The organism is Stenotrophomonas maltophilia (assembly GCF_025642255.1).
GTDB classification, from domain to species: domain Bacteria; phylum Pseudomonadota; class Gammaproteobacteria; order Xanthomonadales; family Xanthomonadaceae; genus Stenotrophomonas; species Stenotrophomonas maltophilia_P.
This window is the reverse complement of the sequence record NZ_CP106759.1, coordinates 1,289,915-1,315,443: the sequence shown is the minus strand read 5'-3', so window position 1 is coordinate 1,315,443 and position 25,529 is coordinate 1,289,915. Positions and strand designations below refer to the sequence as shown.

18 protein-coding genes, 3 tRNA genes and 1 pseudogene are annotated in these 25,529 nt (G+C 66.3%); 9 read left to right on the top strand and 13 right to left on the bottom strand.

Features of this window, described 5'->3' with window-relative positions; translation table 11 throughout:
• Positions 1-6 precede the first annotated feature (6 nt).
• Together N8888_RS06065 and rnt are read left to right on the top strand one after the other, a co-directional pair.
• Positions 7-537, top strand: coding sequence for an HvfX family Cu-binding RiPP maturation protein (locus tag N8888_RS06065; RefSeq protein ID WP_111185747.1), 531 nt, complete (start codon positions 7-9; stop codon positions 535-537).
• 140 nt (positions 538-677) lie between these two features.
• A complete protein-coding gene (gene rnt / locus N8888_RS06060) occupies positions 678-1,262 on the top strand; it encodes a ribonuclease T (protein WP_053518226.1) in 585 nt (194 codons plus the stop codon).
• 63 nt (positions 1,263-1,325) lie between these two features.
• On the opposite strand, the gene N8888_RS06055 is transcribed toward rnt, so the two are convergent.
• The 8 genes from N8888_RS06055 to N8888_RS06020 all read right to left on the bottom strand — a co-directional run bounded on the left by N8888_RS06055 (position 1,326) and on the right by N8888_RS06020 (position 12,637).
• Positions 1,326-4,352, bottom strand: a complete 3,027-nt coding sequence (locus N8888_RS06055; protein ID WP_065181197.1) for a ligand-binding sensor domain-containing diguanylate cyclase — start codon at positions 4,350-4,352, stop codon at positions 1,326-1,328.
• Positions 4,353-4,682: 330 nt separating this feature from the next.
• The gene (locus N8888_RS06050) at positions 4,683-5,450 is read right to left on the bottom strand and encodes a PoNe immunity protein domain-containing protein (protein WP_263177876.1); all 768 of its coding nucleotides are present in this window, start codon (positions 5,448-5,450) and stop codon (positions 4,683-4,685) included.
• 115 nt (positions 5,451-5,565) lie between these two features.
• Entirely contained in the window at positions 5,566-6,339 is a 774-nt protein-coding gene (locus N8888_RS06045; RefSeq protein ID WP_197601367.1) for a PoNe immunity protein domain-containing protein, read from the bottom strand.
• Between the two features lie 401 nt (positions 6,340-6,740).
• Positions 6,741-7,508 carry a PoNe immunity protein domain-containing protein gene (locus N8888_RS06040; RefSeq protein ID WP_128987823.1) on the bottom strand — a complete coding sequence of 256 codons (768 nt, stop codon included), beginning with the start codon at positions 7,506-7,508 and terminating at the stop codon, positions 6,741-6,743.
• Positions 7,509-7,785: 277 nt separating this feature from the next.
• Positions 7,786-8,547 carry a PoNe immunity protein domain-containing protein gene (locus N8888_RS06035; protein WP_263177875.1) on the bottom strand — a complete coding sequence of 254 codons (762 nt, stop codon included), beginning with the start codon at positions 8,545-8,547 and terminating at the stop codon, positions 7,786-7,788.
• 13 nt (positions 8,548-8,560) lie between these two features.
• Positions 8,561-10,279, bottom strand: coding sequence for a PAAR domain-containing protein (locus N8888_RS06030; protein WP_263177874.1), 1,719 nt, complete (start codon positions 10,277-10,279; stop codon positions 8,561-8,563).
• 213 nt (positions 10,280-10,492) lie between these two features.
• On the bottom strand, positions 10,493-11,902 hold the full coding sequence (locus N8888_RS06025) for an ATP-binding protein (protein WP_053518188.1): 1,410 nt from the start codon (positions 11,900-11,902) through the stop codon (positions 10,493-10,495).
• A 6-nt stretch (positions 11,903-11,908) separates the two neighbouring features.
• Positions 11,909-12,637 carry a response regulator gene (locus N8888_RS06020; protein WP_053518224.1) on the bottom strand — a complete coding sequence of 243 codons (729 nt, stop codon included), beginning with the start codon at positions 12,635-12,637 and terminating at the stop codon, positions 11,909-11,911.
• 205 nt (positions 12,638-12,842) lie between these two features.
• On the opposite strand from N8888_RS06020, the gene N8888_RS06015 reads away from it, so the two are divergent.
• From N8888_RS06015 to N8888_RS06005, 3 genes are read left to right on the top strand one after another with little or no spacing between them, the layout of a single operon-like run.
• Positions 12,843-14,087 (top strand): efflux RND transporter periplasmic adaptor subunit, encoded by a 1,245-nt coding sequence (locus tag N8888_RS06015; RefSeq protein WP_111185757.1) that lies wholly within the window; start codon positions 12,843-12,845, stop codon positions 14,085-14,087.
• Positions 14,084-16,042: a MacB family efflux pump subunit gene (locus tag N8888_RS06010; protein ID WP_111185759.1), complete on the top strand. Its 1,959-nt coding sequence runs from the start codon at positions 14,084-14,086 to the stop codon at positions 16,040-16,042. Before N8888_RS06015 ends, N8888_RS06010 begins: the two co-directional genes overlap by 4 nt.
• On the top strand, positions 16,039-17,478 hold the full coding sequence (locus N8888_RS06005) for an efflux transporter outer membrane subunit (RefSeq protein WP_317629483.1): 1,440 nt from the start codon (positions 16,039-16,041) through the stop codon (positions 17,476-17,478). The genes N8888_RS06010 and N8888_RS06005 overlap by 4 nt, the downstream gene beginning before the upstream one ends.
• A gap of 93 nt (positions 17,479-17,571) precedes the next feature.
• On the opposite strand, the gene rlmB is transcribed toward N8888_RS06005, so the two are convergent.
• The 3 genes and pseudogenes from rlmB to rnr form a co-directional block, all read right to left on the bottom strand.
• Positions 17,572-18,315 carry a 23S rRNA (guanosine(2251)-2'-O)-methyltransferase RlmB gene (rlmB, locus tag N8888_RS06000; RefSeq protein ID WP_053518184.1) on the bottom strand — a complete coding sequence of 248 codons (744 nt, stop codon included), beginning with the start codon at positions 18,313-18,315 and terminating at the stop codon, positions 17,572-17,574.
• Between the two features lie 92 nt (positions 18,316-18,407).
• A complete protein-coding gene (locus tag N8888_RS05995) occupies positions 18,408-18,902 on the bottom strand; it encodes a GFA family protein (RefSeq protein WP_128987820.1) in 495 nt (164 codons plus the stop codon).
• A 30-nt stretch (positions 18,903-18,932) separates the two neighbouring features.
• Positions 18,933-21,161 (bottom strand): annotated as a pseudogene (gene rnr, locus N8888_RS05990) (ribonuclease R); the annotation flags it as partial.
• Positions 21,162-21,520: 359 nt separating this feature from the next.
• Here rnr and N8888_RS05985 point away from each other — a divergent pair.
• Both N8888_RS05985 and N8888_RS05980 read left to right on the top strand, forming a co-directional pair.
• Positions 21,521-21,605 (top strand) — tRNA-Leu (locus N8888_RS05985).
• 130 nt (positions 21,606-21,735) lie between these two features.
• Positions 21,736-21,820: transfer RNA gene (locus N8888_RS05980), tRNA-Leu, on the top strand.
• 63 nt (positions 21,821-21,883) lie between these two features.
• Here N8888_RS05980 and N8888_RS05975 read toward each other — a convergent pair.
• Entirely contained in the window at positions 21,884-22,630 is a 747-nt protein-coding gene (locus N8888_RS05975; protein WP_180875661.1) for a sulfite exporter TauE/SafE family protein, read from the bottom strand.
• A 100-nt stretch (positions 22,631-22,730) separates the two neighbouring features.
• Here N8888_RS05975 and N8888_RS05970 point away from each other — a divergent pair, with 100 nt between their 5' ends.
• Positions 22,731-23,630 (top strand): LysR family transcriptional regulator, encoded by a 900-nt coding sequence (locus tag N8888_RS05970; RefSeq protein WP_065181187.1) that lies wholly within the window; start codon positions 22,731-22,733, stop codon positions 23,628-23,630.
• A 50-nt stretch (positions 23,631-23,680) separates the two neighbouring features.
• Positions 23,681-23,765: transfer RNA gene (locus tag N8888_RS05965), tRNA-Leu, on the top strand.
• Positions 23,766-23,942: 177 nt separating this feature from the next.
• On the opposite strand, the gene emrB is transcribed toward N8888_RS05965, so the two are convergent.
• Positions 23,943-25,529, bottom strand: coding sequence for a multidrug efflux MFS transporter permease subunit EmrB (gene emrB, locus N8888_RS05960; RefSeq protein WP_053518356.1), 1,587 nt, complete (start codon positions 25,527-25,529; stop codon positions 23,943-23,945).

Here is a 25,529-nt window from a genome sequence, read left to right as displayed (position 1 = left end):
TTCCCGATGAACTACCCGATCCTGGCCACCGCGCGTGGCCAGCTGGACCGTCTCGCCCCCTGGTTGGCCCCGCTGGGCCTGCGCGTACTGCTGGCCTGGGAGTACTTCGAATCCGGCCTGGAGAAACTGCACGGCCAGAACTGGTTCGCCGACCTGCAGCAGGCCTTTCCGTTTCCATTCGACCACTTGCCGGCCGCGCTGAACTGGCAACTGGCCACTTGGTTCGAACTGCTGGGTGCCGCCTGCCTGCTCGTCGGTTTCGGCACCCGCTTTGCCGCTGCCAGCCTGCTGGTGCTGACCGTGGTGGCGACCCATGCGGTGCACTGGCCGATGGAATGGCACTCGCTGGGCGACCTCGCCATGGGGTATGCAATCAGCGACCAAGGTTTCGGCAACTTCAAACTGCCCGTGCTGTTCATGGCGATGCTGCTGCCGTTGCTGTTCGCTGGCGCCGGCAGGCTGAGCGTCGATGCACTGCTGGCCCGGCATGGCGCTGGCGGGGGCACCTGGGCGGGAGCCGGTCCGCGATGCCGCTGATTGGCGCGCCGCCCGCAACGCCCCATCCGGCTGCGCGCACCGGGCGCTCAGGAACGCTCTGCTAGAATCCACGCATGACCGACCCCACCCCCGCACCTGACGTCGCCCCCGTTTCCGCAGTACCGCAGGCGCAGCGTGCGATGTCACAACGCTTCCGTGGCTTCCTGCCGGTGGTGGTGGACGTGGAGACCGGCGGCTTCGACGCCCAGCGCAACGCGCTGCTGGAGATCGCGGCGGTGCCGATCGAGATGGACGAGAACGGCCTGCTCTTCCCCGGGCAGACCGCCAGCGCGCATGTCGTGCCGGCCGAAGGGCTGGAAATCGATCCGAAGTCGCTGGAAGTCACCGGCATCATCCTGGATCACCCGTTCCGGCTGGCCAAGGAAGAGCGCGCCGCGCTGGACCATATCTTCACCCCGGTTCGCGCCGCAATGAAGAAGTACGGCTGTCAGCGCGCAATCCTGGTCGGCCACAACGCGCATTTCGACCTCGGTTTCGTCAATGCCGCCGTCGCCCGTACCGGGCACAAGCGCAATCCGTTCCACCCCTTCAGCGTATTCGACACGGTGACGCTGGCCGGCATCGCATACGGGCAGACGGTGCTGGCACGTGCTGCCAATGCGGCGGGACTGGGCTGGGATGCCAACGAAGCGCATAGCGCGGTGTACGACACCGAGCAGACGGCACGGCTGTTCTGCACGATCGCCAACGCCTGGCCGCGGTAACCGTCAGCGCCCCTCTCGCCGCGCAGGCGTGGGTGCCGACCGTGGGCCGGCACCGCCGGCGCGTCAACCGATGCTCGTGCGATCCCGCCCGTCGCTCTTGGCACGGTAGAGCGCGCGGTCGGCGCGCTGGTACAGCAGGGCCGGGGTGCGGTCTTCGGCCTCCAGTTCGACCAGTCCCGCACTGAAGGTCACCCTCAGCCCGTCCACGCCCGCCCAGTCCGGGTGGTCATGGAACAGCCCCCGCAACCGCGCGCACAGCTGCGCGGCTTCCTCCAGCCGGGTGTCGTTGAGCAGCAGCGCGAATTCTTCGCCGCCCGTGCGCGCAGGCAGGTCCGAGTCACGACAGGCCGTGGCGATCACCCGCGCCACCTCGACCAGTACCGCATCACCGGTACTGTGGCTGTAGCGATCGTTGACAGCCTTGAAGTGATCGATATCCAGCACCACCAGGCATAGCGGGTGGCCGCTGCGCTGCGATCGTGCGAAGTCACGCGCCAGGGTTTCATCGAAGCCGCGGCGGTTGGCCAATCCGGTCAGCGCATCCTCCCGCGCCTGGCGCTCGAACGCTTCGGCCTGCCGTGCGAGGCGTTCGGCCAGCTCGGTCTTCTCCTGGTTCACCGCCTGCAGATGGACGGTCTGGGCCTGCAGGTCGAAGGTGGCCTCGTCCACGCGGCGAGCCAGACGCAGGTTGCTGGCCTTCAGCTGCTGCAGCAGGAAGCGGTACAGCGCCACCAGCCCGGCCAGCAGCAGGATGCCGCCCAGCGCCTGCACGCTGCGCCGTTGCCACCAGAACGGCTCCACGCTGAAGCTCCATACGGCTTCCTGCTGGCCCCAGGCGCCACTCGGGTGCGCGGCGGCCACGTGCAGCGTGTAATCGCCCGGTGGCAGGCCAACGAACTCCACGCTGCGCTGTGGACCGCGCTCGACCCAGCCGCTGTCCAGTCCATCCAGGCGCGTGCGGTAGCGGATCCGGTCCGACATCAGGTAGCTCAGGCCGACATAGCTCACCGCGAGGCGACGACCACCGGGAATCAGATTGCGTTCGGCGCCCTCCCAGTGCACCGGCGCGCCGTCCACCTGCACGTTCTCGATCGCCGCTGGCGGTGCCCGCCGTTCGCGGAAGCGCTGCAGGCGCTGCGGATCGACCGTACTCAGGCCCCCCGCGGTGACCACCCAGAAGGTGCCATCCTGGCGCAGGATCGCCGAGGGGCCGGAGCTGCCGTTGGCCTGTGCATTGGCCATGCCGTCGATCTCGTTGTAGCGCTCCACGCTCACCCGCGGCGCGCGGCCGTCGGCCACGGCATTGAGGGTCGCCATGTCGGTGCGCAGCACGCCACGGTTGCTGCTGATCCATACGTTGCCCAGCCGGTCGGGCACCAGCTGGAACACCGCGTCGACCGGCATGCCCTGCTCCAGGCCGACGCGGGCCAGCCGCCCGCCCTGCCAGCGGTACAGGCCACGATCACTGCTGATCCACATCGCGTCACCCAGCTGGTGGAAGCCGAACACACTGCGTCCGCCCCCCAGCGGCGCCAGATCGATCGCCTGCACACGGTTGCCGCGCAGCACGCGGATGCCCTCGATCGTGCCGATCCACAGGTTGCCCTGGTGATCGTGTTCCAGCGCTGTGATCAGCCCGGTCGGCATGCCCGCCACCGGCGACACCTGCACCCGGTCGCCGTCGATGCGCACCACTCCCTTCTGCGTTCCGGCCCAGACCGCCCCGCTCGAATCCACGCTGATCGCGCGGATGTTGCCACCCGGCATGCCATCGTCGGCGGCGTAGTTGTGGCGCAGGCGGCCGTCCCGGGACAGGCGGTAGACGCCGTCACCGAAGGTTCCCACCCAGAGATCGCCGTCCGGCCCCTGCGCCAGGCTCAGCACCGACGGCGCCTTGCCACCGCGGTTGTGCAGCGGCATGGCCTGGAAACGGCCATCGGCATTCTGTCGATCCAGGCCACTGGCACTGCCCACCCACAGCTGGCGGTCACGATCTTCCAGCACGGTGCGCACGTAATCGCCGCTGAGCCCATCGCGCTCGGTGTAGCTGCTGAACAGGGTCTCGCGCAGGCGGTAGAGGCCGCCGTTGGCCCCCACCCAGATGCTGCCCTCGTCATCCTCGCGCAGGCTCACCACGCGCCCGCCCGGCAGGCTCAGGCCCGCAGGCAGCCGCTCCAGTCCATGCGAGGAAATCCGCAGCAGCCCCTGGTTCTCGGTGCCCAGCCAGAGATCACCGTGGCGGTCCTGCAGCATCGAGGTCAGGTGCAGCTGGCCCGGCAGCCGGTGCACCAGCACCAGCCGGTCATCCTCGACCCGGTACAGGCGCTCGCCCGCCACGATCCACAGCGCACCGTCCGGCGCCCGGTACGGCCAGGACAGGCCACTGCCCGCGCCCAGCCCCCAGGCGGCGGGCGCGCGCTTCAGCACGCCATCGTTGTCACGCAGTACCAGGCCATCGAGCGTGCCGACCCAGACCCGATCCTGCGCATCCACCACCAGTTTGGTGAAGCTCATCGCCATCGGCAGATCGGCAGCCGGCGCCTGATAGACAAGGCCTTTGTCCGGCGCGAGATAACCCAGGCCCTTGCCTTCGTAGAGCAGCCACAGGCGCCCCTGGCTGTCCATCTGCATCGACTGGATCAGTACCTGCGGGGTATCCGGCTGGTGCTCCCACACACGCCACTGGCCATCACTGCCACGTCGGCTGACATTGCCGCGCGAGTCGCTGATCCACAGCCCGCCCTGACGGTCGACGAACAACGCGCCGATGCCGTTGTCGCGCAGCCCGGGCCGCGTGCTGCGGTCGTACACGGTGAAATCCAGGCCGTTGTAGCGCACCAGGCCTTCCCAGGTGGCAAACCAGAGATGGCCTTCCGGCGTCTGCGCGATGTCGCGCAGCGAGTTGTGCGGCAGGCCGTTGCGCGAGGTCCACACATCGATGGCGTAGTCGCGCAGCGGCGGTGCACCGCTCTGTGCCTGCAACGGCAATGCAGCAGCCAGCAGCAGCCACAGAAGGCTGTGTCGCAGCACCGCCCTCCAGTCCCACGCGTGACGCTCCACCCAGCGCCCGTCGTCCCCCTGCCCGCCCATCACCGCAGCAGTGGCGGCCGGGTACTGCGGCCAGGCGGGGCGGCAGGTGGAAATGCCCAGGCAGCGCGGGGCGGCGTGCCGACGGGAACAGGCTGGCTCATCGGGGGGCGTCTGGGGAGATGCGCGAATGATAGGGCAAACGCCAGCCCGCCGCGCCTGCCCAGCCGTGCCCCCCTCCCCCGGGCAGCAACGGCGGGCTTTCTGGCTCACCCGTGCAGGCGGTACGGATTTCTGGCGGAAGGGCGTGGTCCGGCACACCTTCCCGAGCCCAGGCGGTGACCACAGGCAGGACCAGAAGACCCCTCGCCTGGCGCCTCTGCGGAGGGACAGCTACGTCCTGTCGCCAGCACGACGCCTGTAATGGGCCACCAGATCCGCCGGGTAGTACTCGTGGTCGCGGAAGCTCGCATCGTCGATATCGAACAGCATCACGACCAGCGCGGCCTCAAAGGCCCAGTAGCCCATGTAGCCGCTGTCGTCGTCACGGTGATTCCCGTGCCAGTACACGTTGCGGCTGCCTGCATACCAGCCGTCCAGGAATTTCTTTACGAGCCCGGGCCGGTCCGAGGGTGAGGCGATTGCTTCCATGAGCGGGAGGTAGTGCCGATACAGTAATTGATCGGGGATGGACCTTTTTACTCCGCCCGAAGCAACGGCAACGCTGTCGAGAAGTTTGTCCTTCCCCGTATTGCCTATCAATACCCACATTTCATGCAGATAGTCGCGCGAAGCTCCAACTGCAACCGTGAATGCCAACCACCAAAGGTACTGGACGTATCTATCCAGTCGCAGATCCTCCCACAGAGATCGGATTGCTTGGCCTTCCAAAGGAAGTCCGTCTGCGCATCGCCTGATCCTGACTCTAGCGGCGAGAACCTCGTCCAGATCCGCAGACAGGCCACCGATGTCATCACCCCTCGAGTAACGCATCACCATCACTTGAAGCTGCTTGGTAAAAATGCTGCCTGAGCACTTGAGCGCCCCCTCAGTAGGGTAGCGCCCTGCTCGAATACCAGACACGAAGTCAAGAATGGATCGCGACTGAAAAGCTATTTTTTCCGAGAAGTAGTCATATGACTTCTTGGTATCCCGCAACATCGTAAGCCACCGATTAGATTGATGCTGGACCGACAACGCGTCCGCAGGCTGATCACATCGCCGCCGCGCTCGATTCGTCCCCGCACGCGGTGCAAACATCTGAGCCGCCTGACCATCAGATTCCTGCGCCAGCACGACGCCTGTAATAAGCCACCAGATCGGCCGGGTAGTACTCGTGGTCGCGGAAGCTCGCATCGTCGATGTCGAACAGCATCACGACCAGCGCGGCCTCGAAGGCCCAGTAGCCCATGTAGCCGCTGTCGTCGTCACGGTGATTCCCGTGCCAGTACACGTTGCGGCTGCCTGCATACCAGCCGTCCAGGAATTTCTTTACGAGCCCGGGCCGGTCCGAGGGTGAGGCGATTGCTTCCATGAGCGGGAGGTACTGGCGATACAGCACCTGCCTCCCCGGAACTCTTCCGTCTTCAACCAGCAGTATCGCGATTTCGTCAAAGAGTCGATCCTTTCCCGCATTCCCAATCAGCGTTAGGGCCTTCGCAAGGTAGGTCGAACCCATACCGGCGCTGACCGCGATCGCCAGCCACCAGAGGTGATCGACGTAGTGATCTTCACGAAGATCCTCGAACTGTGCACGATAGTTCTGGTCCTCCAAAGGCAATTGATCACACTGATGCAGAAGCTGCGCACGCGAAACAAGCAGCTGGTTCAGCTCATCATGAAGCAAAACAATAGCGTCGCCCCTTGAGAATCGCATGACCAACCGACGAAGGATGCGACCGGACACGTCCGACGCGCCGAGAACACATCCCTTGGGAGGATAGGCTCGAGTCGCGATTGAATGATCAATACGCGCCACCTCCACGGAGTCATAATCGATCCAATCCGTGAAGTACGGCTCCAGCATCCGGGTGTCACGCTGCGCACTCATGCGCCATCGTCCCACGGGCCGATCAAAGAAACGGTGTCGCCGATTTTTTCCTCACCAATGTATGTCAGGCGGCGGATCCGGGTAGCTGTAGGCCCCATCGATGCCATTCTCTCCCGGACGATACACGCCATCGGTCTTTCCCACTGGCGTCAGGCCCTTGCCCAGCATCGCCTGATGCGCCATCGCCTCGCCGAACGCGGCGCCTGCGGCACGCGTGCGCCGCCCTCGCCATCCATGTGGCCGCTGAGCACTCGGTATCGGGTAGGGGCGCCGTAGTGGCGATGCAGCACCACCTCACCTCCGGCGACCGCGTCGCGGGCGACGAAGCCGCTGGCTGATCGCATCGCCGCCGCGCTCGATTCGTCCCCGCACCCGGTGCAAGCATCTGAGCCGCCTGACCATCAGATACCTGCGCCAGCACGACGCCTGTAATAAGCCACCAGATCGGCCGGGTAGTACTCGTGGTCGCGGAAGCTCGAATCGTCGATATCGAACAGCATCACGACCAGCGCGGCCTCAAAGGCCCAGTAGCCCATGTAGCCGCTGTCGTCGTCACGGTGATTCCCGTGCCAATAGAGGTTGCGGCTGCCCGCATACCAGCCATCCAGGAACTTCTTTACGAGCCCCGGTCGGTCCTGGATCGATGCGACGGCCTTTGCTAGCGGAAGGTACTGGCGATACAGCACGTGATTGGCAGCGGGTCGGCCTGTGTCTCCCAATGCAATCGCAACTCTGTCGAAAAGCTCGTCTTCCCCGGCGTGCTTCATCAAGCCAAGTGCACTTCGCACATAAGAGCCCTCCATACCCGCGGCAACCGAGAATGCCAACCACCAGAGGTACTTTGTGTACCTGTCCGGCCGAAGATCCTCCCACACTGCACGAATCATCTGATCCTGTGCGCCCAAGGCATCGGCGCACAGATCAACGCGCCGCCTTGCAAGCAGCAATTCTTCCAGCCCCCCCAGTACTTCAACCAGATCGTCGCCACGCGAGTAGCGCATGACCATTATCTGAAGGAGCAGGGAAAACACGGAACTCGATGCATTGGCGCGTCCGACGTCGGTGTACCTGTGTGAATCAATACGATCAACGACCTCTGCAACCTCATCCAGCCGGAACTCGATGATTCCAGAGAAATATGCCTTGGATTTCCTGCTATCGCGCATCATCGGTCCAGTTCAACTGGCGTCAGGCCCTTGTCCAGCATCGCCTGATGCGCCCTCGCCTCACCGAACGCGGCACCTGCGGCGCGCGTGCGCGGCCCTCGCCATCCATGTGGCCGCTGGGCACTCGGTATCGGGTAGGGTCGCCGTAGCGGCGATGCAGCACTACCTCACCTCCGGCGACCGCGTCGCGGGCGACGAAGCCGCTGGCTGATCGCATCGCCGCCGCGTTCGATTCGTCCCCGCACGCGGTGCAAACATCTGAGCCGCCTGACCATCAGGTTCATGCGCCCGATTGACGCCTGTAATAGGCCACCAGATCGGCCGGATAGTACTCGTGGTCGCGGAAGCTCGAATCGTCGATGTCGAACAGCATCACGACCAGCGCGGCCTCGAAGGCCCAGTAGCCCATGTAGCCGCTGTCGTCGTCATGGTGGTTCCCGTGCCAGTACACGTTGCGGCTGCCTGCATACCAGCCGTCCAGGAACTTCTTTACGAGCCCGGGCCGGTCCGAGGGTGAGGCGATTGCTTCCATGAGCGGGAGGTAGTGCCGATACAGTAATTGATCGGGGATGGACCTTTTTGCTCCGCCCGACGCAACGGCAACGCTGTCGAGAAGTTTGTCCTTCCCCGTATTGTCTATCAATACCCACATTTCATGCAGATAGTCGCGCGAAGCTCCAACTGCAACCGTGAATGCCAACCACCAAAGGTACTGGACGTATCTATCCAGTCGCAGATCCTCCCACAGAGATCGGATTGCTTGGCCTTCCAAAGGAAGTCCGTCTGCGCATCGCCTGATCCTGACTCTAGCGGCGAGAACCTCGTCCAGATCCGCAGACAGGCCACCGATGTCATCACCCCTCGAGTAACGCATCACCATCACTTGAAGCTGCTTGGTAAAAATGCTGCCTGAGCACTTGAGCGCCCCCTCAGGAGGATAGCGCCCTTCTCGAATACCAGACACGAAGCCAAGAATGGATCGCGACTGAAAAGCTATTTTTTCCGAGAAGTAGTCATATGACTTCTTGGTATCCCGCAACATCGTAAGCCACCGATTAGATTGATGTTGGACCGACAACGCGTCCGTTGACGTCAAGTTCGTAGAAGTCTGCCGTGCCATCCTCCGAAGTGCGGATCAATACGCTCTTGACCCTCCCACGCGCCGTCGAATCTCTGATTCTGTCCCCTTCCACTTCACCCACTTTTGCATCCAAGCGTTTATCGATCCATTCACTATCCATCTGCCGCGTACCGTCCCTGTACGGTCCACCCAACCGGCCCGTGTTGTACTTCGCTTCGGTGATCACATAGTCGGGCGGCGGATCCGGGTGGCTGTAGACCCCATCGATGCCATTCTCTCCCGGACGATACACGCCATCGGTCTTTCCCACTGGCGTCAGGCCCTTGTCCAGCATCGCTTGATGCGCCCTCGCCTCACCGAACGCGGCACCTGCGGCGCGCGTGCGCGGCAGCCGGGTTTCCACCACCCCATCGGCGTCCGGCGCCCGGCTTTCCGTGTGCCGACGCTTGCGCAAGCGCAATGCCCGCGCCAATGCGGTGAACGCCTCGCCCAGCTCGTCCAGCAGCGCTGCCAGACGCTGCCCCAACCGCCCGATCCGGGCCGCCCAGGTTGCGCCGCCATAGGCGGTTCCGGCCGTGCCTGCGCTGAACGCGCCCAGCAGCACGCTGATCACGACATCGAGCGCAAACTGGCTGCCGTAGCGCTGGGTCAGCTCCTGCAGCTCGTCTGGCGGCACCGCCTTCGCCCAGTCCGCGGGGAACGCCGCCAACAGCTGCCAGGTCGGGCCGTCGTCGAACAGCAGGATCAGCTGCTCCTTGATCGCACTGGCCTTGTCCAGCACCTGCTCGCCTGCTGCACGATGCCCCGCGATGCGTGCATCCAGCCCGTCCCAGTCGCCCGTCAGCAGCAGTCCGCTCAGTTCGCGCAGTTCCGCATCGGCCTTGAAGCGCAGCACCGCCAGCTGCCACACCGCTTCCACGCTGCCGCTGGCCCAGTCCCATGTGCCTCTTGCCTGGCCTTCGATGCGATTCAGTTCCATCAGGAAGGCCTGATGCGCAGCGCTGGCACTGTTCCATTGCCGCCAGTCCGCAGCAAAATCCTGCCGGGTCTGCTGCACGATGCGCTGCAGGGCCGCGCGAAGGCGTTCGCGGCAGGCCTCGATCTCAGCCGAGTCGGTGCTGTCGGCCTCGTGCTGGTAGATCACCTGCACCGGCCCCACGCTTACCTGCGGCAGGCGTGCACGACCTTCGTCATCGAGATGGCCGCTGAGCACGCGGCCATCGGACAGGGTCGCCCGGTAACTGACACCGCGCGCGGGCGTGCAGTCCAGGTCGCCGTAGTGGCAATGCAGCACGACCTCGCGCGTAGCGACCGCATCGCGGGCAACGAAACCGCTGGGCGGCGGCGTGGCGTTCCACAGGTCCACTGCTGCCGGCGCGGCAGGCGGCGCGGAGACCGACGCACCGCCACCGCCACCGCCTCCGCCGTCAACCACATACACCAGCGACTGAGCACCTCCGAGCAGCCTGCAGCCACAGGCCAGCGAATCGCCTTCGCGCGCGATCGGCTTGCCGTCGAGGATCAGCGTCGGGTCACCGGTGACGATCTCGAACGCGCCGCCATGCTTCGGGCACGTTGCCTTGTCGCCCACGCAGGCGACGGCCTTGCCTTCGATATCCGTATTCGACGATCCGGTCAGCACCCGCCCGCCGCCCGTGGTGGCGTCGCCCACCACGATCCACATCCGTGCCATCTGCCATCCGCAAGGAACTTCGATGGCTTCAGGTGACCGGCCGCACGCAGCGCAGGCAATTCAACGCTGACGCAATTGCCTCGACTGCCTGTAAAACGCCTTGCAGCGCAGGCAATTACCGTGGGTGACGCATTCGCCCTATCGTGCTGCAGGCAGGGCTATCGCGTCAGTTTTGCGTGGGCCCTGCCGGAACGCAGCCCCCACCGCGTCTGCTCAGCCTGCCCGACCCGGCGCCACCACCTGTGCACTGGCCGGCCACTGCACCACGGCTTCCAGTCCGCCCTCGGCACGGTTGCGCAGCCACAGCCGCGCGCCGTCCTTCTCGGCCAGAGCGCGCGCAATGGTCAGGCCCAGCCCGGCCCCACCGGTTTCGCGCGAACGCGAGGTCTCCACCCGCACGAACGGGTCGAACACGGCCTCCAGCTGGTCGTCGGCCAGGCCGGGGCCATCATCGGCCACCACCACGGTGATGCTGCCGCCGCCCCGCTCGATGCGCACCCGCACGCGCTGGCCGTACATCACCGCGTTGTCCACCAGGTTCGAGAACAGGCGGTGCATCGCCAGTGGCCGCAGCATCAGCACCGCATCGCTCCTGCCCTCGAAGACGACATCGGCCCCACCTTCTGCGGTGTCCTCGACGATGCTCTCCAGCAGCGAATCCAGGTCCAGTGCAGCGCGCTGCTCGGCGCTCTCGGCGCTTCGGGCCAGTTCCAGGCCTTCGCGGACCAGTGCCTGCATCGCAGCCAGATCGCCGATCAGGCGCTCGCGCAGCGCCTCATCGGTCACGTTCTCCAGCCGCAGGCGCAGGCGGGTCAGCGGTGTCTGCAGATCGTGGGTGATCGCCGCCAGCATCTGCGTACGCTCGGCCAGGTGTCGCTGCAGGCGGTGCTGCATGGCATTGAAGGCTTCGGCGGCGCGCTGTACTTCACGCGGGCCGCGCAGCGGCAGCGGATCGCGCTGCAGGTCGTCGCCAAGATCCTCGGCGGCGGCGGCCAGCTCCTGCAGCGGTGCGCTGGCCATGCGGGCCACGATGTAGGCCAGTACCGCGATGGCGAGCACAAGCAGGGTCAGGAACAGCGGGTCCACGGCCAGGATGCCGTTGTGGGCCACCGCAGGGGAATCCAGTGCCAGCTTCAGCAACGTACCGTCGTTGAGGGTGACGTCCACCGCGCGGCATTTGGGCGGGATGAACGCCGGATCGCGCTCGCGAGGATGCTTGCGGTAGCCGGGCGGCGGCGGTGGCAGCAGTTCCTGCAGCCTGGGAATGCAGGAGCGGAACGAAGTGAAGTGCACCTGCGCCCGCGCGACCGGGCCCGGGCGGTCCTCCAGCACTTCCATCAGCGCAGCATCGGCACGTCCCACGCGCGCACCGGACTGCAGCGCGCGCACGCTCGGCCCGCCCACTTCCAGCAGGCGCTCGCGCAGCTCGGGATTGCCGTCGAGCAGATTGACGTAGCCCTGCAGGCGATCGGCGATGCGGTTGAGGTTCTGCCGCTCGAACTCCTGCTGCCGCTTGGAGGTGGCCAGCATGGTCGCGCCGATCGCCGCCACCGACATGCCCAGCAGCAGGATCACGAACAGCCGCCCGACCATCGAGGACAGAAAGTGGCGCAGGCGATTCATCGCGGCTTATTCCAGGTTGACGGCCGAGGCGAGGACATAGCCTTCGTTGCGCACGGTCTTGATCAGCCCATCGGGACCGCCATCGTCACCCAGCTTGTTGCGCAGGCGGCTGACCTGCAGATCGATCGCGCGATCCTGCGCCTCATAGTTGCGGCCGCTGCTGAGCGCGACCAGCTGCTCACGCGACAGGACCTTGTTGGCATGTGCGATGAATACCCGCAGCAAGCGGAACTCCGCGCCGGACAGCACCACCACGCGCCCATCCGGATCGACCAGGTGGCGGTGCTCCAGATCGAACACCCAGCGCGAGAATCGTGCACGGCGCACCGCCAGTGGCTCCAGATTGGCCGGCAGGGCTTCGGTACGGCGCAGCACGTTGCGGATGCGCGCCAGCAGCTCGCGCGGCTCGAACGGCTTGGCCAGATAGTCATCGGCGCCCATTTCCAGGCCCAGCACGCGATCGATCGGTTCCGCGCGGGCGGTCAGCATGATCACCGGCGTGTTCGAGCGTGCCCGCAGGTCACGGCACAGGGTCAGGCCATCCTCGCGCGGCAGGTTGAGGTCGAGCACGATCAGGTCCACGTGTTCGCGCTCCAGCAGCTGGCGCATGCTGGTGCCGTCGGCCGCCGTGCTGACCTGGTAGCCGGCGCGGCCGAGCTGCTCGGCCAGCAGGGTGCGGATGTCGTTGTCGTCGTCGACGATCAGCAGTCGATGCATCGGGTTTTCAGTCTCCATGTCGCGGATCATCCCGTGTCGGGAGCTGAACCGCATCCTGGCCAATGCGTACCACTGTATCCACCCGCGGGCCGGATACCTGTCGATACGCGCTTTCGCCGACAGTGTTACACACAGACACACCCTGAGGATTGAGCGGTTGATCGCCCGGTCTTCACAATGCCCACCATCGCCGCCATCGCGGCACCGAGAGTGAAGCCACCACGTGATCCGCCGCCTGTTGCCCGCAACCCGCCGGGGCCGCCTGATGCTGGCCGCCCTGCTCGTCCTGATCGCTGCCGTGGCCGCCTGGTGGCTGCTGCGCAAGCCGGCCGCTCCGGCCCTGGCCACCACCCCCGTAGGCCGTGGCGACATCGAACAGACCGTTGAGGCGACCGGCGTGATCGACGCCTACAAGCTGGTCAGCGTAGGTGCGCAGGCCTCCGGCCAGATCAAATCGCTGAAGGTGCAGCTGGGCGATACGGTGAAGGAAGGCGACCTGATCGCCGAGATCGACGCCACCACCCAGCAGAACCAGGTGCTCAACGCACAGGCCTCGCTGGACCAGGTGATCGCGCAGCGGGCGGTGCAGCAGGCGACACTGCGCCAGGCCGAGCTGGAATTCGCACGCCAGCAGCAGATGCTGGCCGCCGAGGCCACCTCCCGCCAGGAGTACGATGCCGCCGAAGCACAGCTGAAAACCGCGCGCGCCCAGCTGCAGTCCTACGAGGCACAGATCAAGGGTCGCGAAACCGAGCTGGGTACCGCCCGGGCCAACCTGGCCTACACCCGGATCACCGCGCCGATGGACGGCACCGTGGTCGCCGTGGTGGCCGAGGAAGGCCGCACGGTGAACGCCAACCAGACCGCGCCGACCATCGTCATGCTGGCGCGCCTGGACGTGGTGACGGTCAATGCCGAGGTGTCCGAGGCGGACGTTGTGAAGATCAAGGCCGGCATGCCGGTGTACTTCACGACGCTGGGCGACCCGGACCGGAAGTATCACGCCACGCTGCGGCAGATCAATCCGGCACCGGCATCGATTGCCAATGAAAGCTCGTCCAGCTCCAGCAGCTCTTCCAGTTCCAGCTCCAGCAGCGCGGTGTACTACAACGCCCTGTTCGACGTGGAGAACCCGGACGGCACCCTGCGCATCGACATGACCGCGCAGGTGTCGGTCCTGCTCAAGCAGGCCAAGGGCGTGCTGATGGTACCGGCGGTGGCACTGGGGCCGAAGACCCGCGACGGCGAGCGCGTGGTACGGGTGGTGGATGATCGGGGCCAGCCACAACCGCGCAAGGTCAAGGTCGGCATCAACAACGGTGCATCGGCTGAAATCCTCTCAGGCCTGCAGGAGGGCGAACGCGTGGTGGTCGGCGAGGCCAGCGCCGCGGCAGCGTCTGCGGGCGGCGGCAACCGGGGAGGCATGCAGATGCGCGTCGGCGGCCCGGGCATGGGCCCGCGCCGATGAGCACGACGGCGCCGTTGCTGCGCCTGCGTGACCTGCGACGCGAGTTCCCGGCCGGCGACGACGTCATTGCCGTGCTGCGCGACGTCAACCTGGACATCCACGCCGGCGAAATGGTCGCCATCGTCGGCCAGTCCGGTTCGGGCAAGTCCACCCTGATGAACATCCTCGGCTGCCTGGATCGCCCCACCCGGGGCAGCTACCAGGTGGCCGGCCGCGAAACCGGCCGGATGCAGCCGGACGAGCTGGCCGAACTGCGGCGCGGGCATTTCGGCTTCATCTTCCAGCGCTACCACCTGCTCGGTGACCTGGATGCACGCGGCAACGTGGAAGTGCCGGCGGTATACGCGGGCAGCCCCGGCCCGGTACGCAACGCGCGGGCCGAGCAGCTGCTGCAACGGCTCGGCCTGGGCGACCGCATGCATCACAAGCCGGGCCAGCTGTCCGGTGGCCAGCAGCAGCGTGTGTCGATCGCGCGTGCATTGATGAACGGCGGGGAGGTGATCCTGGCCGATGAACCCACCGGCGCCCTGGATACGAAATCCGGCGAAGAGGTGATGGCAATCCTGGGCGAGCTGCATGCCGAGGGACATACCATCATCATCGTCACCCACGACATGAGCGTGGCCGAGCATGCCCAGCGCATCATCGAGATCCGCGATGGCGAGATCATCGCCGACCGCGCCAATCCTGATGCGCCGTCCTACCGCGCGCGACGCGAGGCCAGCACCGGTGTTGCCCACGGCAACAGCTGGCGCGCAGCGCGCGACCGCTTCACCGAAGCGTTCCGCATGGCCCTGCTGGCGATGAACGCGCATCGCCTGCGCACGTTCCTGACCATGCTCGGCATCATCATCGGCATTGCTTCGGTGGTCTCGGTGGTCGCGCTCGGCAACGGCTCGCAGCAGCAGATCCTGCAGAACATCAGCGCGCTGGGAACCAACACCATCGATGTGTATCCCGGCCGCGGTTTCGGCGACATGCGCTCTGCACGGGTACAGACGCTCAAGGCCAGCGATGCCGATGCGCTCTCACGGCAGAGCTACGTGGACAGCGCCACGCCCAGCGTGTCGACCTCGGTCACCGCGCGTTACCGCAACCAGTCCTCCACCGCCCAGGTCAGCGGCGTTGGCGAGCAGTTCTTCCGGGTCAAGGGCGTGACCCTGCTCAGTGGCAGCTTCTTCGATGCCGATGCGGTGCGAGGGCTGGCCCAGGTCGCGATCATCGACGAGAACACCCAGACCCAGTTCTTCCCCGGCGTCGATCCAGTCGGCCAGGTCATCCTGCTCGGCAACGTGCCGGTGCGGGTGGTCGGTGTCGCCAAGCGGCAGAGCTTCGGTTTTGGTGGCAGCACCAGTCTCAGCGTCTGGGTGCCGTACACGACCGTGATGTCGCGCATGCTGGGCCAGAGTCACGTCTCCAGCATCACCGTGCGCGTGGATGACGCCACGCCGATGGACGCCGCGCAGGAGGCGATCACCCGCCTGCTGACGATGCGCCATGGTACCGAGGACTTCTTCCTAAGCAACAGCGCCGAAATCCGCGAGACCATCGAGCAGACCACACGCACGATGACCCTGCTGATCGGCGCGATCGCCGCCATCGCACTGCTGGTTGGAGGCATCGGCGTGATGAACATCATGCTGGTGTCGGTCACCGAGCGGACCCGCGAGATCGGTGTGCGCATGGCCGTGGGTGCCCGGCAGAGTGACATCCGCCAGCAGTTCCTGATCGAGGCGGTGCTGGTGTGCCTGCTCGGAGGCCTGCTCGGCGTCGGCCTGGCGCTGCTGCTGGGCTCGATGATCGGACGTTTCGCCAGCGACTTCCAGGTGCTGTTCTCCACCGCTTCGATCATCGCCGCATTTGCCTGTTCCACCCTGATCGGCGTGGGCTTCGGCTTCCTTCCCGCGCGCAATGCCGCGCAGCTCGACCCGGTGGAGGCCCTGGCCCGCGAATGAAGACGATGCCCATGCTCCCCTTTCCTGCTCCCTCGCGCCTGCTGCTGGCCGGCGCCGTACTGATTGCCCTGTCCGGCTGTGCCTCGGTCGGCCGTTATCCGGTTGCCGATCCCGACGTGGCTGCTGCTTATGGGCGTGGCGATGCCGCACGCAACGCACCGGTGGACGCTCCACGCAGCAGCCTGGATACGCCTGCCCGCGACATCCGCGAGGATGTCTGGTGGAGCGGTTTCGGCGATGAACGTCTGGACCGGCTGGTAGCCCGGGCGCTGGCCGCCAACAGTGACCTTGCCGCCGCCGGCCTGGCCGTGCAGCGTTCCCGCCTGCAGGCCGGACTGGCCAGCAACGCGCTTTGGCCACAGCCGTCCTCGTCGGGCGTCAGTGGCAGCGGCAGCCGTGCCACCGACCAGGCCGACGACTGGCGCCGCAGCTATTCCACCGGCGTTTCGCTGGCCTGGGAAGTCGATCTGTGGGGCCGGCTCAGGACCCAGCGCGACATCGCACGCTGGGAGGCTGAAGCCACCGAGGAAGATCGACAGAACACCGCCCTGCTGGTGATCGGCGATGCCATCAGCCAGTACTGGGCGTTGGCGTATCTCAACCAGTCGATCAGCACCGGCCAGGCCAACCTGGAGCGGCTGGAACGCACCCGCGAACTGGTCCAGGCCCGTTTCGACGCCGGTGCGGTTTCGCGCCTGGAAGTACGCCAGGCCCTGCAGAACCTGCAGTCGCAGCGCGCTGCGCAGAGTGCGCTGGAACAGCAGCGCGTGGAAGTGCGCAATGCGCTGACCGTGCTGCTCGACGGCACCCCCTGGCCGCAACAGGACGAGCCGCAGAACCTGCAGCAGGCACGCAGCCCTGCCATCGCTGAAGGCCTGCCGGCGGACCTGCTCGCTCGCCGTCCCGACCTGCGCGCGGCCGAGCTGCGGCTGCGCAACAGCCTGAAGACGATCAAGGTCACCGCCACCCAGTACTACCCGGCGTTGAGCCTGACCGGCAGCCTCGGTTCCAGCGCGACCTCGCTGGGCGATGTCCTGCGCAATCCGGTGGCCACGCTCGGTGCCGGCCTGTCCCTGCCCTTCCTCAACCTGCAGCGCGCACAGCTGGATACCGACGTGGCCGGTACCAACTACCAGATCGCCGCGACCGGGTTCCGCAAGACGCTGTACACCGCGCTGTCGGAAGTGGACAACGCGCTGTCGGCACGCGAGCAGCTGGCGCGCCAGGTGGCGGCGTCGCAGGCCTCGTATGACGAGGCGGTGGAAGTGGAACGCATGCAGGAAGTGCGCTACCGCGTGGGTGCCACCGACCTGCGGACCTGGCTGGAAGCCCAGCAGACCCGGCGCGATGCGGAGTTGTCACTGGCCCGCGTCCGGCAGAGCCAGTTGACCAACGATGTGACGCTGTTCAAGGCGCTGGGCGGCAGCGCGGGGTAGCGCCGGGCCATGCCCGGCGGCGTAGAGCGCGGCACGCCATGAGCGTGGTCGGACTGGATCCGCCGGGCATGGCCCGGCGCTGCCACGGGACGATCAGCCGCGCTGGCGCACGGCCTCGAACAGGCTGACGCCCGCGGCGACCGATACGTTCAGGCTCTCGATCTCGCCCGGCATCGGGATCTTGACCAGTCCATCGCAGTTCTCGCGGGTCAGGCGGCGCAGGCCGTCGGCTTCACCCCCCAGCACCAGGGCGATGTTGCCCTTCAGGTCCAGATCGTACAGCGACGCGGTCGCTTCACCGGCCAGGCCGTAGATCCACACGCCCTGCTTCTGCAGATCCTTCAGGCAGCGCGACAGGTTGGTCACGGCCACCACCGGGATACGGTCGGCGGCGCCGGCCGAGGTCTTGCGCACGGTGGCATTCACCGTCGCCGACTTGTCCTTGGGAATGATCACCGCAGTGGCACCGGCCGCCGCGGCCGAACGCAGGCAGGCGCCCAGGTTGTGCGGGTCCTGTACCTCATCCAGCACCAGCAGCAGGGCCCGGCCTTCAGCGGCAGTGACCAGGCCTTCCAGTTCATTCTCGCTGTAGGTGCGCGCAGCGGCATAGCGCGCGGCCACGCCCTGGTGGCGGACTGCACCGCCAACGCCGTCCAGCGCCTGCGCGGTGACCCGGCGGACATCAATGCCCTTGCGGCGCGCGTTCTCTTCGATTTCGGTCAGGCGTGGATTCTTCGCACCGGCCTCGACCAGCACTTCGCGGACGTTCTCGGCGTCGTTCTCGATGGAGGAGGCGACGGCGTTGACGCCGACGATCCACTGGCTGTTCTTGCTCATGCGGGCGGGACCGGAAAGGGGGTGGCTATGGTAGAGCATCGGCGACGGCCGCGCTTCGCGCTCGCCGGGCAGGGCCTGGCGCTACCCGCCGTTCACCCTTCGGCTGAACGGCTGCGCGGCGGCCAGTGTGGCGTGTCGTGGTCGGGATGCTGGTGGGAAACGATCGCAGCCAGGAAGTCCAGTGCCGCCACGTCCTCCTCCGTCCGCCGTGCCGGCAGGCTGCCCAGGGCATCGACGAAGGGCAGCTTGCGCTCGACACCGTACTGGATCGTCGGCGGCAACCGTTCCGGCTGGTCAAACGCCCCCGCCGCCACGGCCATGCCGTCGGGGGCTTCATAGGTCAGCGGCGTGCCGCAGTCGCCGCAGAAACCGCGCCGGACCACATTGGAGGACTGGAAATGGCGCGGCTGGCCGCGGGTCCAGCTGAACTGCACGCCGCGCACCGAGACCAAAGGCGCGTAATACGCGCCAAAGGCCTTCTGGCACATCCGGCAGTGGCAGATCGAACTGTCGGACAGCTCACCGCGCACCTGGAAGCGGATGGCACCGCACTGGCAGCCGCCGCTGTACTCGGGTTGGCCCTGCATGCTGCTTTCCTCCGGAACGGGCTCTACGGATCAGTACTTCTCTTTCCTGCGCTTGGCCGGTTTGCCGCGTTCGGGCAGCGGCGACAGTCCTGCCTCTTCTTCCTCGCCCTTGTGTTCGACCAGCCGGAAGTCGATCTTGCGCTCTTCCATGCTGGCCTTCAGTACGAGGATGCGCACGCGGTCACCCAGCCGGTAGCTGCTGCCACGACGTTCACCGGTCAGTGTCTTGCGGGTCGCATCGAACTTGTAATAGTCCTGCGGCAGCTGGGTGACATGGACCAGGCCCTGCACCTTGGAATCGTCCAGTTCCACGAACAGACCGAAGCTGGTCACGCCACTGATCACGCCATCGAACTGGCCGCCGACATGCTTCTCCATCCACGCGGCCCGGTAACGCTCGTCGACCTCGCGTTCGGCCTCGTCAGCGCGGCGCTCGCGCTCGGAGCACTGCAGCGCCAGCGCTGCCATCTCGCGTGCGGTGTAGGTGAACTTGTCCATCGGCTTGCCCGACAACGCATGCTTGATCGCGCGATGCACCAGCAGATCGGGATAGCGGCGGATCGGCGAAGTGAAGTGCGCGTACGCCTCCAGCGCGAGCCCGAAGTGACCGTGGTTGTCAGGACTGTAGACGGCCAGGCTCTGGCTGCGCAGCAGCACCGACTCCAGCAGGGTGGCATCGGGACGGTCGCGGATCTTCTTCAACAGCTTGGTGTAGTCACCGGGGCGCACCTTCGACCACGGCGGCAGGCTCAGCTTGAACTCCTTGAGGAATTCCAGCAGGTCGGCGTACTTGGTCTCCGGCGGCTTCTCGTGGACGCGGTACGGCGCCGGCACATGGTGCGACAGCAGGTACTTGGCCGCCTCCACGTTGGCGGCGATCATGCATTCCTCGATCAGCTTGTGCGCGTCGTTGCGCACCAGCATGCCGGCCTGGGTGACTTCGCCACGATTGTCCAGCACGAAGCGCACTTCACTGCTCTCGAACTCGATGGCCCCGCGCTTGGCACGTGCCTTGGCCAGCACCTTGTACAGCTGGTGCAGGCGCTGCACCTGGGGCAGCAGATCGCCGATGACGGCCTTCGCGCCGGCATCGTCCTCGCCCACGGCCTGCCACACCTGGGTATAGGTCAGACGTGCGTGCGAATTCATCACCGCTTCGTAGAAGCGCGAGTGGACGACCTGGCCATCGCGGTCGATCTGCATGTCGCAGACGAAGCACATGCGGTCGACCTTGGGCATCAGCGAGCAGATACCGTTGGACAGGGTCTCCGGCAGCATCGGTACGACGAAGCCCGGGAAGTACACCGAGGTAGCGCGCTTCTGTGCCTCCTCATCCAGCGGCGTGCCCGGACGCACATAGTTGGAGACATCGGCGATGGCCACCACCAGGCGGAAACCCTCCGCGTTCGGCTCGCAATACACCGCATCGTCGAAGTCCTTGGCATCCTCGCCATCGATGGTCACCAGCGGCGTGCGACGCAGGTCGACGCGGTCGCCGATCATCGCCGGCTCGACCACCAGCGGCACCGCGGCGGCCTCGTCCAGCACCTCCTGCGGAAACTCGAACGGCAGCTCGTGGCCGTGGATGGCGGTCTCCACCACCAGCGAGGCGGTCAGCTTGTCACCCAGTACCGCGATGATGCGGCCGATCGGCGGACGGCGGCTGTCCGGCGCCTGCGTCAGCTCGCAGACCACCAGCTGGCCATCACGCGCACCTCCGGTCTGATCAGGCGGCACCTGCACGTTGCGCTGCACGCGCTTGTCATCAGGCACCACGTAATTGATGCCCATCTCGATGCTGAAGCGACCGATCAGACGGGTCATGCCGCGCTCGAGCACGCGGGCGATGCTGCCTTCGCGGCGGCCGCGATGATCGATGCCGGTGACACGCGCCAGCACCTTGTCGCCGTGCATCACCTTGCGCATTTCATAGGGCGGCAGGAACAGGTCGTCACCGCCCTCGACCGGGCGCAGGAACCCGAATCCTTCCGGATTGGCGATCACCACACCGGTGACCAGACTCAGCGCCTGCACCGGCGCGAAACCTCCACGGCGGTTCTGCACCAGCTGGCCATCACGGACCATCGCACCCAGCCGGCGCGACAGCGCTTCGGCCCGGTCCGGCGCGGTCAGGCCCAGGCGGGCACCCAGCTCCTCGGCAGTCTGCGGCCCTTCGCAGCGCTCCAGCAGGGCCAGAATGGCCTCGCGGCTGGCGATGGGCTGTTCGTACTTCTCGGCTTCGCGGGACGCGTAGGGATCCTCGATCACCTTGCCGGCCGGCGGCAGCTTGCGGCCCGGCGCCGGTCCCGGGGCGTCGCCGCCACGGCCCGGGCGACCGCGCGGCGGTGCGCCGCCACCCCCCAGTTCCGGGAACCAGCCCGGCAGTGGCTTGCCCGGCTGGGAGGTACGGGCTGCACCCGTCTTGGCGCCCTTCTTCGGGGCCTGGCTGCGGGACTTGCTCCCGCCCTTGCTTGGTTTTTTGGTAGTCATCGCCCTCCATGGTAGCCGCTGACGGCGTGCAGAACCGGTCAGCGACCCGCTTGCAGGCGCCACGTGAAAAAACTCCGCGAAGTCGTTGACAGCCTGCGGATTCATCTTCACAATTGCGCCTCTGGAACGCCCAGGTGGCGGAATTGGTAGACGCACTAGTTTCAGGTACTAGCGGGTAAAACCGTGGAGGTTCGAGTCCTCTCCTGGGCACCAACGAAAAATCTCCTCGCCTCGGCGGGGATTTTTTTTGCCCGCGTTTCCTGCCGTCGTTCCGCAGCGTGGCCGGGCGTTCACAAGGGTGTTGACACCCCCGTCACGGCACCCCATAATCTCGCTCCTCGACGCCCAGGTGGCGGAATTGGTAGACGCACTAGTTTCAGGTACTAGCGGGTAAAACCGTGGAGGTTCGAGTCCTCTCCTGGGCACCACGTCGAGACTGAGAAAAACCCGCGAAAGCGGGTTTTTTCATGTCCGGGCGCCAGCCAACGGGATCAGAACAGCGGTCGCAGCACCAGCTCCAGGCCCAGCAGCAGCAGGAAGCCCAGGAAGCACACGCGGAACACCCGCGCACTGATCCGCTGCCGGACCACCTGCCCCAGCCACATGCCCGCCAGCGCCGGCAACACCGCCAGCGCGCTCAATCCCAGCTGCTGCACACCGAATGCGCCGTGCAGCACCAGCCCGCCCGTCAACGAGAGGGTCGACACCGTGAACGCCAGGCCCAGCGCCTGCACCAGCTCTTCGCGTTGCAGCCCCAGCGACTGCAGGTACGGCACCGCCGGCATCACGAACACTCCGGTCGCCCCGGTCACCACGCCGGACATCGCCCCCACCAGCGGGCCCAGCCAGCGCTCACGCCGCTGCGGCACACGGAATACCGGCGCAACCAAGGCGTACAGCGCATACACCACCAGCGCCACGCCCAGCGTCACGCGCGACCACGTGCGGTCGACCCGCACCAGCAACGTCGCCGCGCCCAGGGTCACCACCACCACGGCCAGCATCATCGGCCACAGGCGTCGCACGATCGGCCCCAGTGATGGCCCGGCCAGCAGTTGCCAGGCGTTGGTGACGAAGGTCGGAATGAACAGCATCGACGCCGCCGCCACCGGCGACAGCGCCCCTCCCAGCAGGCCCATCGCCACGGTTGGCAGGCCCATGCCGGTCACGCCCTTGACCACCCCCGCCAGCATGAACACGGCGACCAGCAGACCATAGAAGAATGTCGTCTCACTCATGCCGTCATTGGAACCAGCGCGCCTTCCGCGCACAATGCGGCTTATGCGCCCCACCCTTCGGCTGGCCCGAAGGCAGGCGGCACGCAACGAGGGCCGTGACATGCGGATGGACATCGCCGACCTGCGCCTGTTCCTGGCCGTGGCCGACGCCGGCAGCATCACCGCAGGCGCCGCGCAGGCGAACCTGGCGCTGGGCTCTGCCAGCGAACGCCTGCGCGCGATCGAGAACGACGCCGGCACCGCGCTGCTGGTGCGTCACCCGCGCGGCGTGAGCCTGACCGAAGCCGGGGCCGCCCTCGCCCACCACGCGCGCCAGATCCTGCATCAACAGGCACAGCTGCGGGGCGAACTGCAGGCCTTCGCGAAGGGCGCGCGCGGCACCCTGCACCTGTATGCCAACACCGCCGCACTGACCAGCTACCTGCCTTCCCGGTTGGCTCCCTGGCTGGCCGAACGCCCACGCCTGCACGTCGAACTGCACGAACGCACCAGCCCTGAAGTGGTCCGCGCCCTGACCGCTGGCCAAGCCGAAGCGGGAATCATCAGTGATGCGGTCGAGGCAACCGGCCTGCAACGCCATGTCGTTGCCGAGGATCCCCTGGTGATGCTGCTGCCCGCAGGCCATCGTTTCGCGGCCCGTCGCACGCTGGCCTTCGCCGATGTGGCCAGCGAAACCTTCGTCGCGCTGGCCGATGGCAATGCGCTGCAGACCTACATCGAAGCGCAGGCACGCGACATCGGCCATCGGTTGGACGTGCGCATCCGCATGAAGACCTTCGAAGGCGTGTGCATCATGGTGGGTCACGGCATCGGCGTGGGTATCGTGCCGCGCACCATCGCCCGCCAGCACCGCCGCGCGACACAGGCGCTGGCGGTGCCCCTCGCGGATGCGTGGGCACAGCGCCGCCTGTGTGCCTGCTTCGCCGACTGGACACGGCTGTCGACAGCGATGCGCAGCCTGCTGCTGCACCTCGGCGTGGAAGCGGAGAAAAAAGCATGAAATGGTGTTGACACATCCGATGCCGTACCGCAGAATTCCCCTCCTGAGTCGCCCAGGTGGCGGAATTGGTAGACGCACTAGTTTCAGGTACTAGCGGGTAAAACCGTGGAGGTTCGAGTCCTCTCCTGGGCACCACGACTCATGATGATGAAACCCGCGAAAGCGGGTTTTTTCGTTTCCGGAATCCGCAGCGTCAACGCAATGGCGACGCCTTCCGCGCGTTGCGCGAACGCCGCCTGGCAGAACTCACCCACAGACAAAAACCCCGCCTTGCGGCGGGGTCGACATACAGCGCCGTGTTTGCGGGCAGTTTCAGTGCCCGCCACCGGCCGCTGCACCGGCACCGGCACCGAACGGCGGCTTGGCCAGCCACAGGAAGGTGATGATGGCCAGGAAGATCCAGCCCAGCAGGAAGAAGATGTCGTTGAAGCCCATCTGCGATGCCTGGTGGTTGATCATGGTGTTGAGCACCGCTGCACCATGCTGCAGGTCACCCTGCCCCATCGCCGCAACCTGGTCCTGCATGCCCGGCTGATAGGCCGAAATGTGTTCGGTCAGATCGGCGTGGTGCACCTGCGTGCGACGTGCCCACAGCCAGGTGGTCAGCGACGCTGCAAAGCTGCCGCCCAGCGTGCGCAGGAACGTGGCCAGGCCCGAACCCGCGGCAATTTCGCGACCATCCAGATCCGACAGCAGGATCTGTAGAACTGGCATGAAGAACAGCGCCACGCCGATGCCCATGATCAGCTGCACGCCGGCCACGTGCTGGAAGTCCACCTGCAGATTGAAGCCCGAGCGCAGGAAGCTGGTCATCGACAGGAACACGAAGGCGATGGTCGCCAGCATGCGCATGTCAAAGCGCGAGGCATACTTGCCCACGAACGGCGTCATGATCACCGGCAGCACGCCGATCGGCGCCGTCGCCAGCCCTGCCCAGATCGCCGTGTACCCCATGTCGCGCTGCAGCCACTGCGGAATCAGCAGGGCCACGCTGAAGAATGCGGCATAGGCCACCACCATCGCCAGCGTGCCGGCGCGGAAGTTGCGGTGGCGGAACAGTTTCAGGTCGACGATCGGGTCCTTGTCGGTCAGTTCCCAGATCAGGAACACCGTCAGCGCCACGACCGCCACGCAGGCCAGCACCACGATCCGGGTGGAGGAGAACCAGTCCTCGTCGTTGCCCAGGTCGAGCACCAGCTGCAGTGCGCCGACGCCGATCACCAGCGTGATCAGGCCGACGTAGTCCATCTTCGGCTTCTCCACGTGTTCCGGACGGCCCTTCAGCTGGTTGCCCACCACCAGCGCGGCGAAGATGCCCAGCGGCACGTTGATCAGGAAGATCCATTCCCAGCTGTAGTTGTCCGTGATCCAGCCCCCGAGAATCGGCCCGCAGATCGGCGCGACCACGGTGATCATCGCCAGCAGCGCCAACGCCTGCCCGCGTTTCTCGCGTGGATAGATCGAGACCAGCAACGACTGCGTGATCGGATACATCGGGCCGGCCACGAAGCCCTGCAGGGCGCGCGACACCACCAGCATGCCCATGCTCTGCGCCAGGCCACACAACAGCGAGGTGATGACGAAGGCCAGCGTGGCCCAGACGAACAGCTTGCGCTCGCCGAAACGGCGGCTGAGCCAGCCGGTCAGCGGCAGTGCGATGGCCGTGCTGACCGCGAACGAAGTGATGACCCACGTCGCCTGCTGCGAACTGGCGCCGAGATTGCCGGCGATGGTCGGCAGCGAGACGTTGGCGATGGTGGTGTCGAGCACCTGCATGAAGGAGGCCATCGCCAGGCCCACGGTGCACAGGGCCACGCTCGGCGGCAGAAACCCGGCGGCCGCACCCGGCGCCGCCGGTGCGCCCGGGCTTCCGGGCGCGGCTGGAGCTTGGGCGGACAT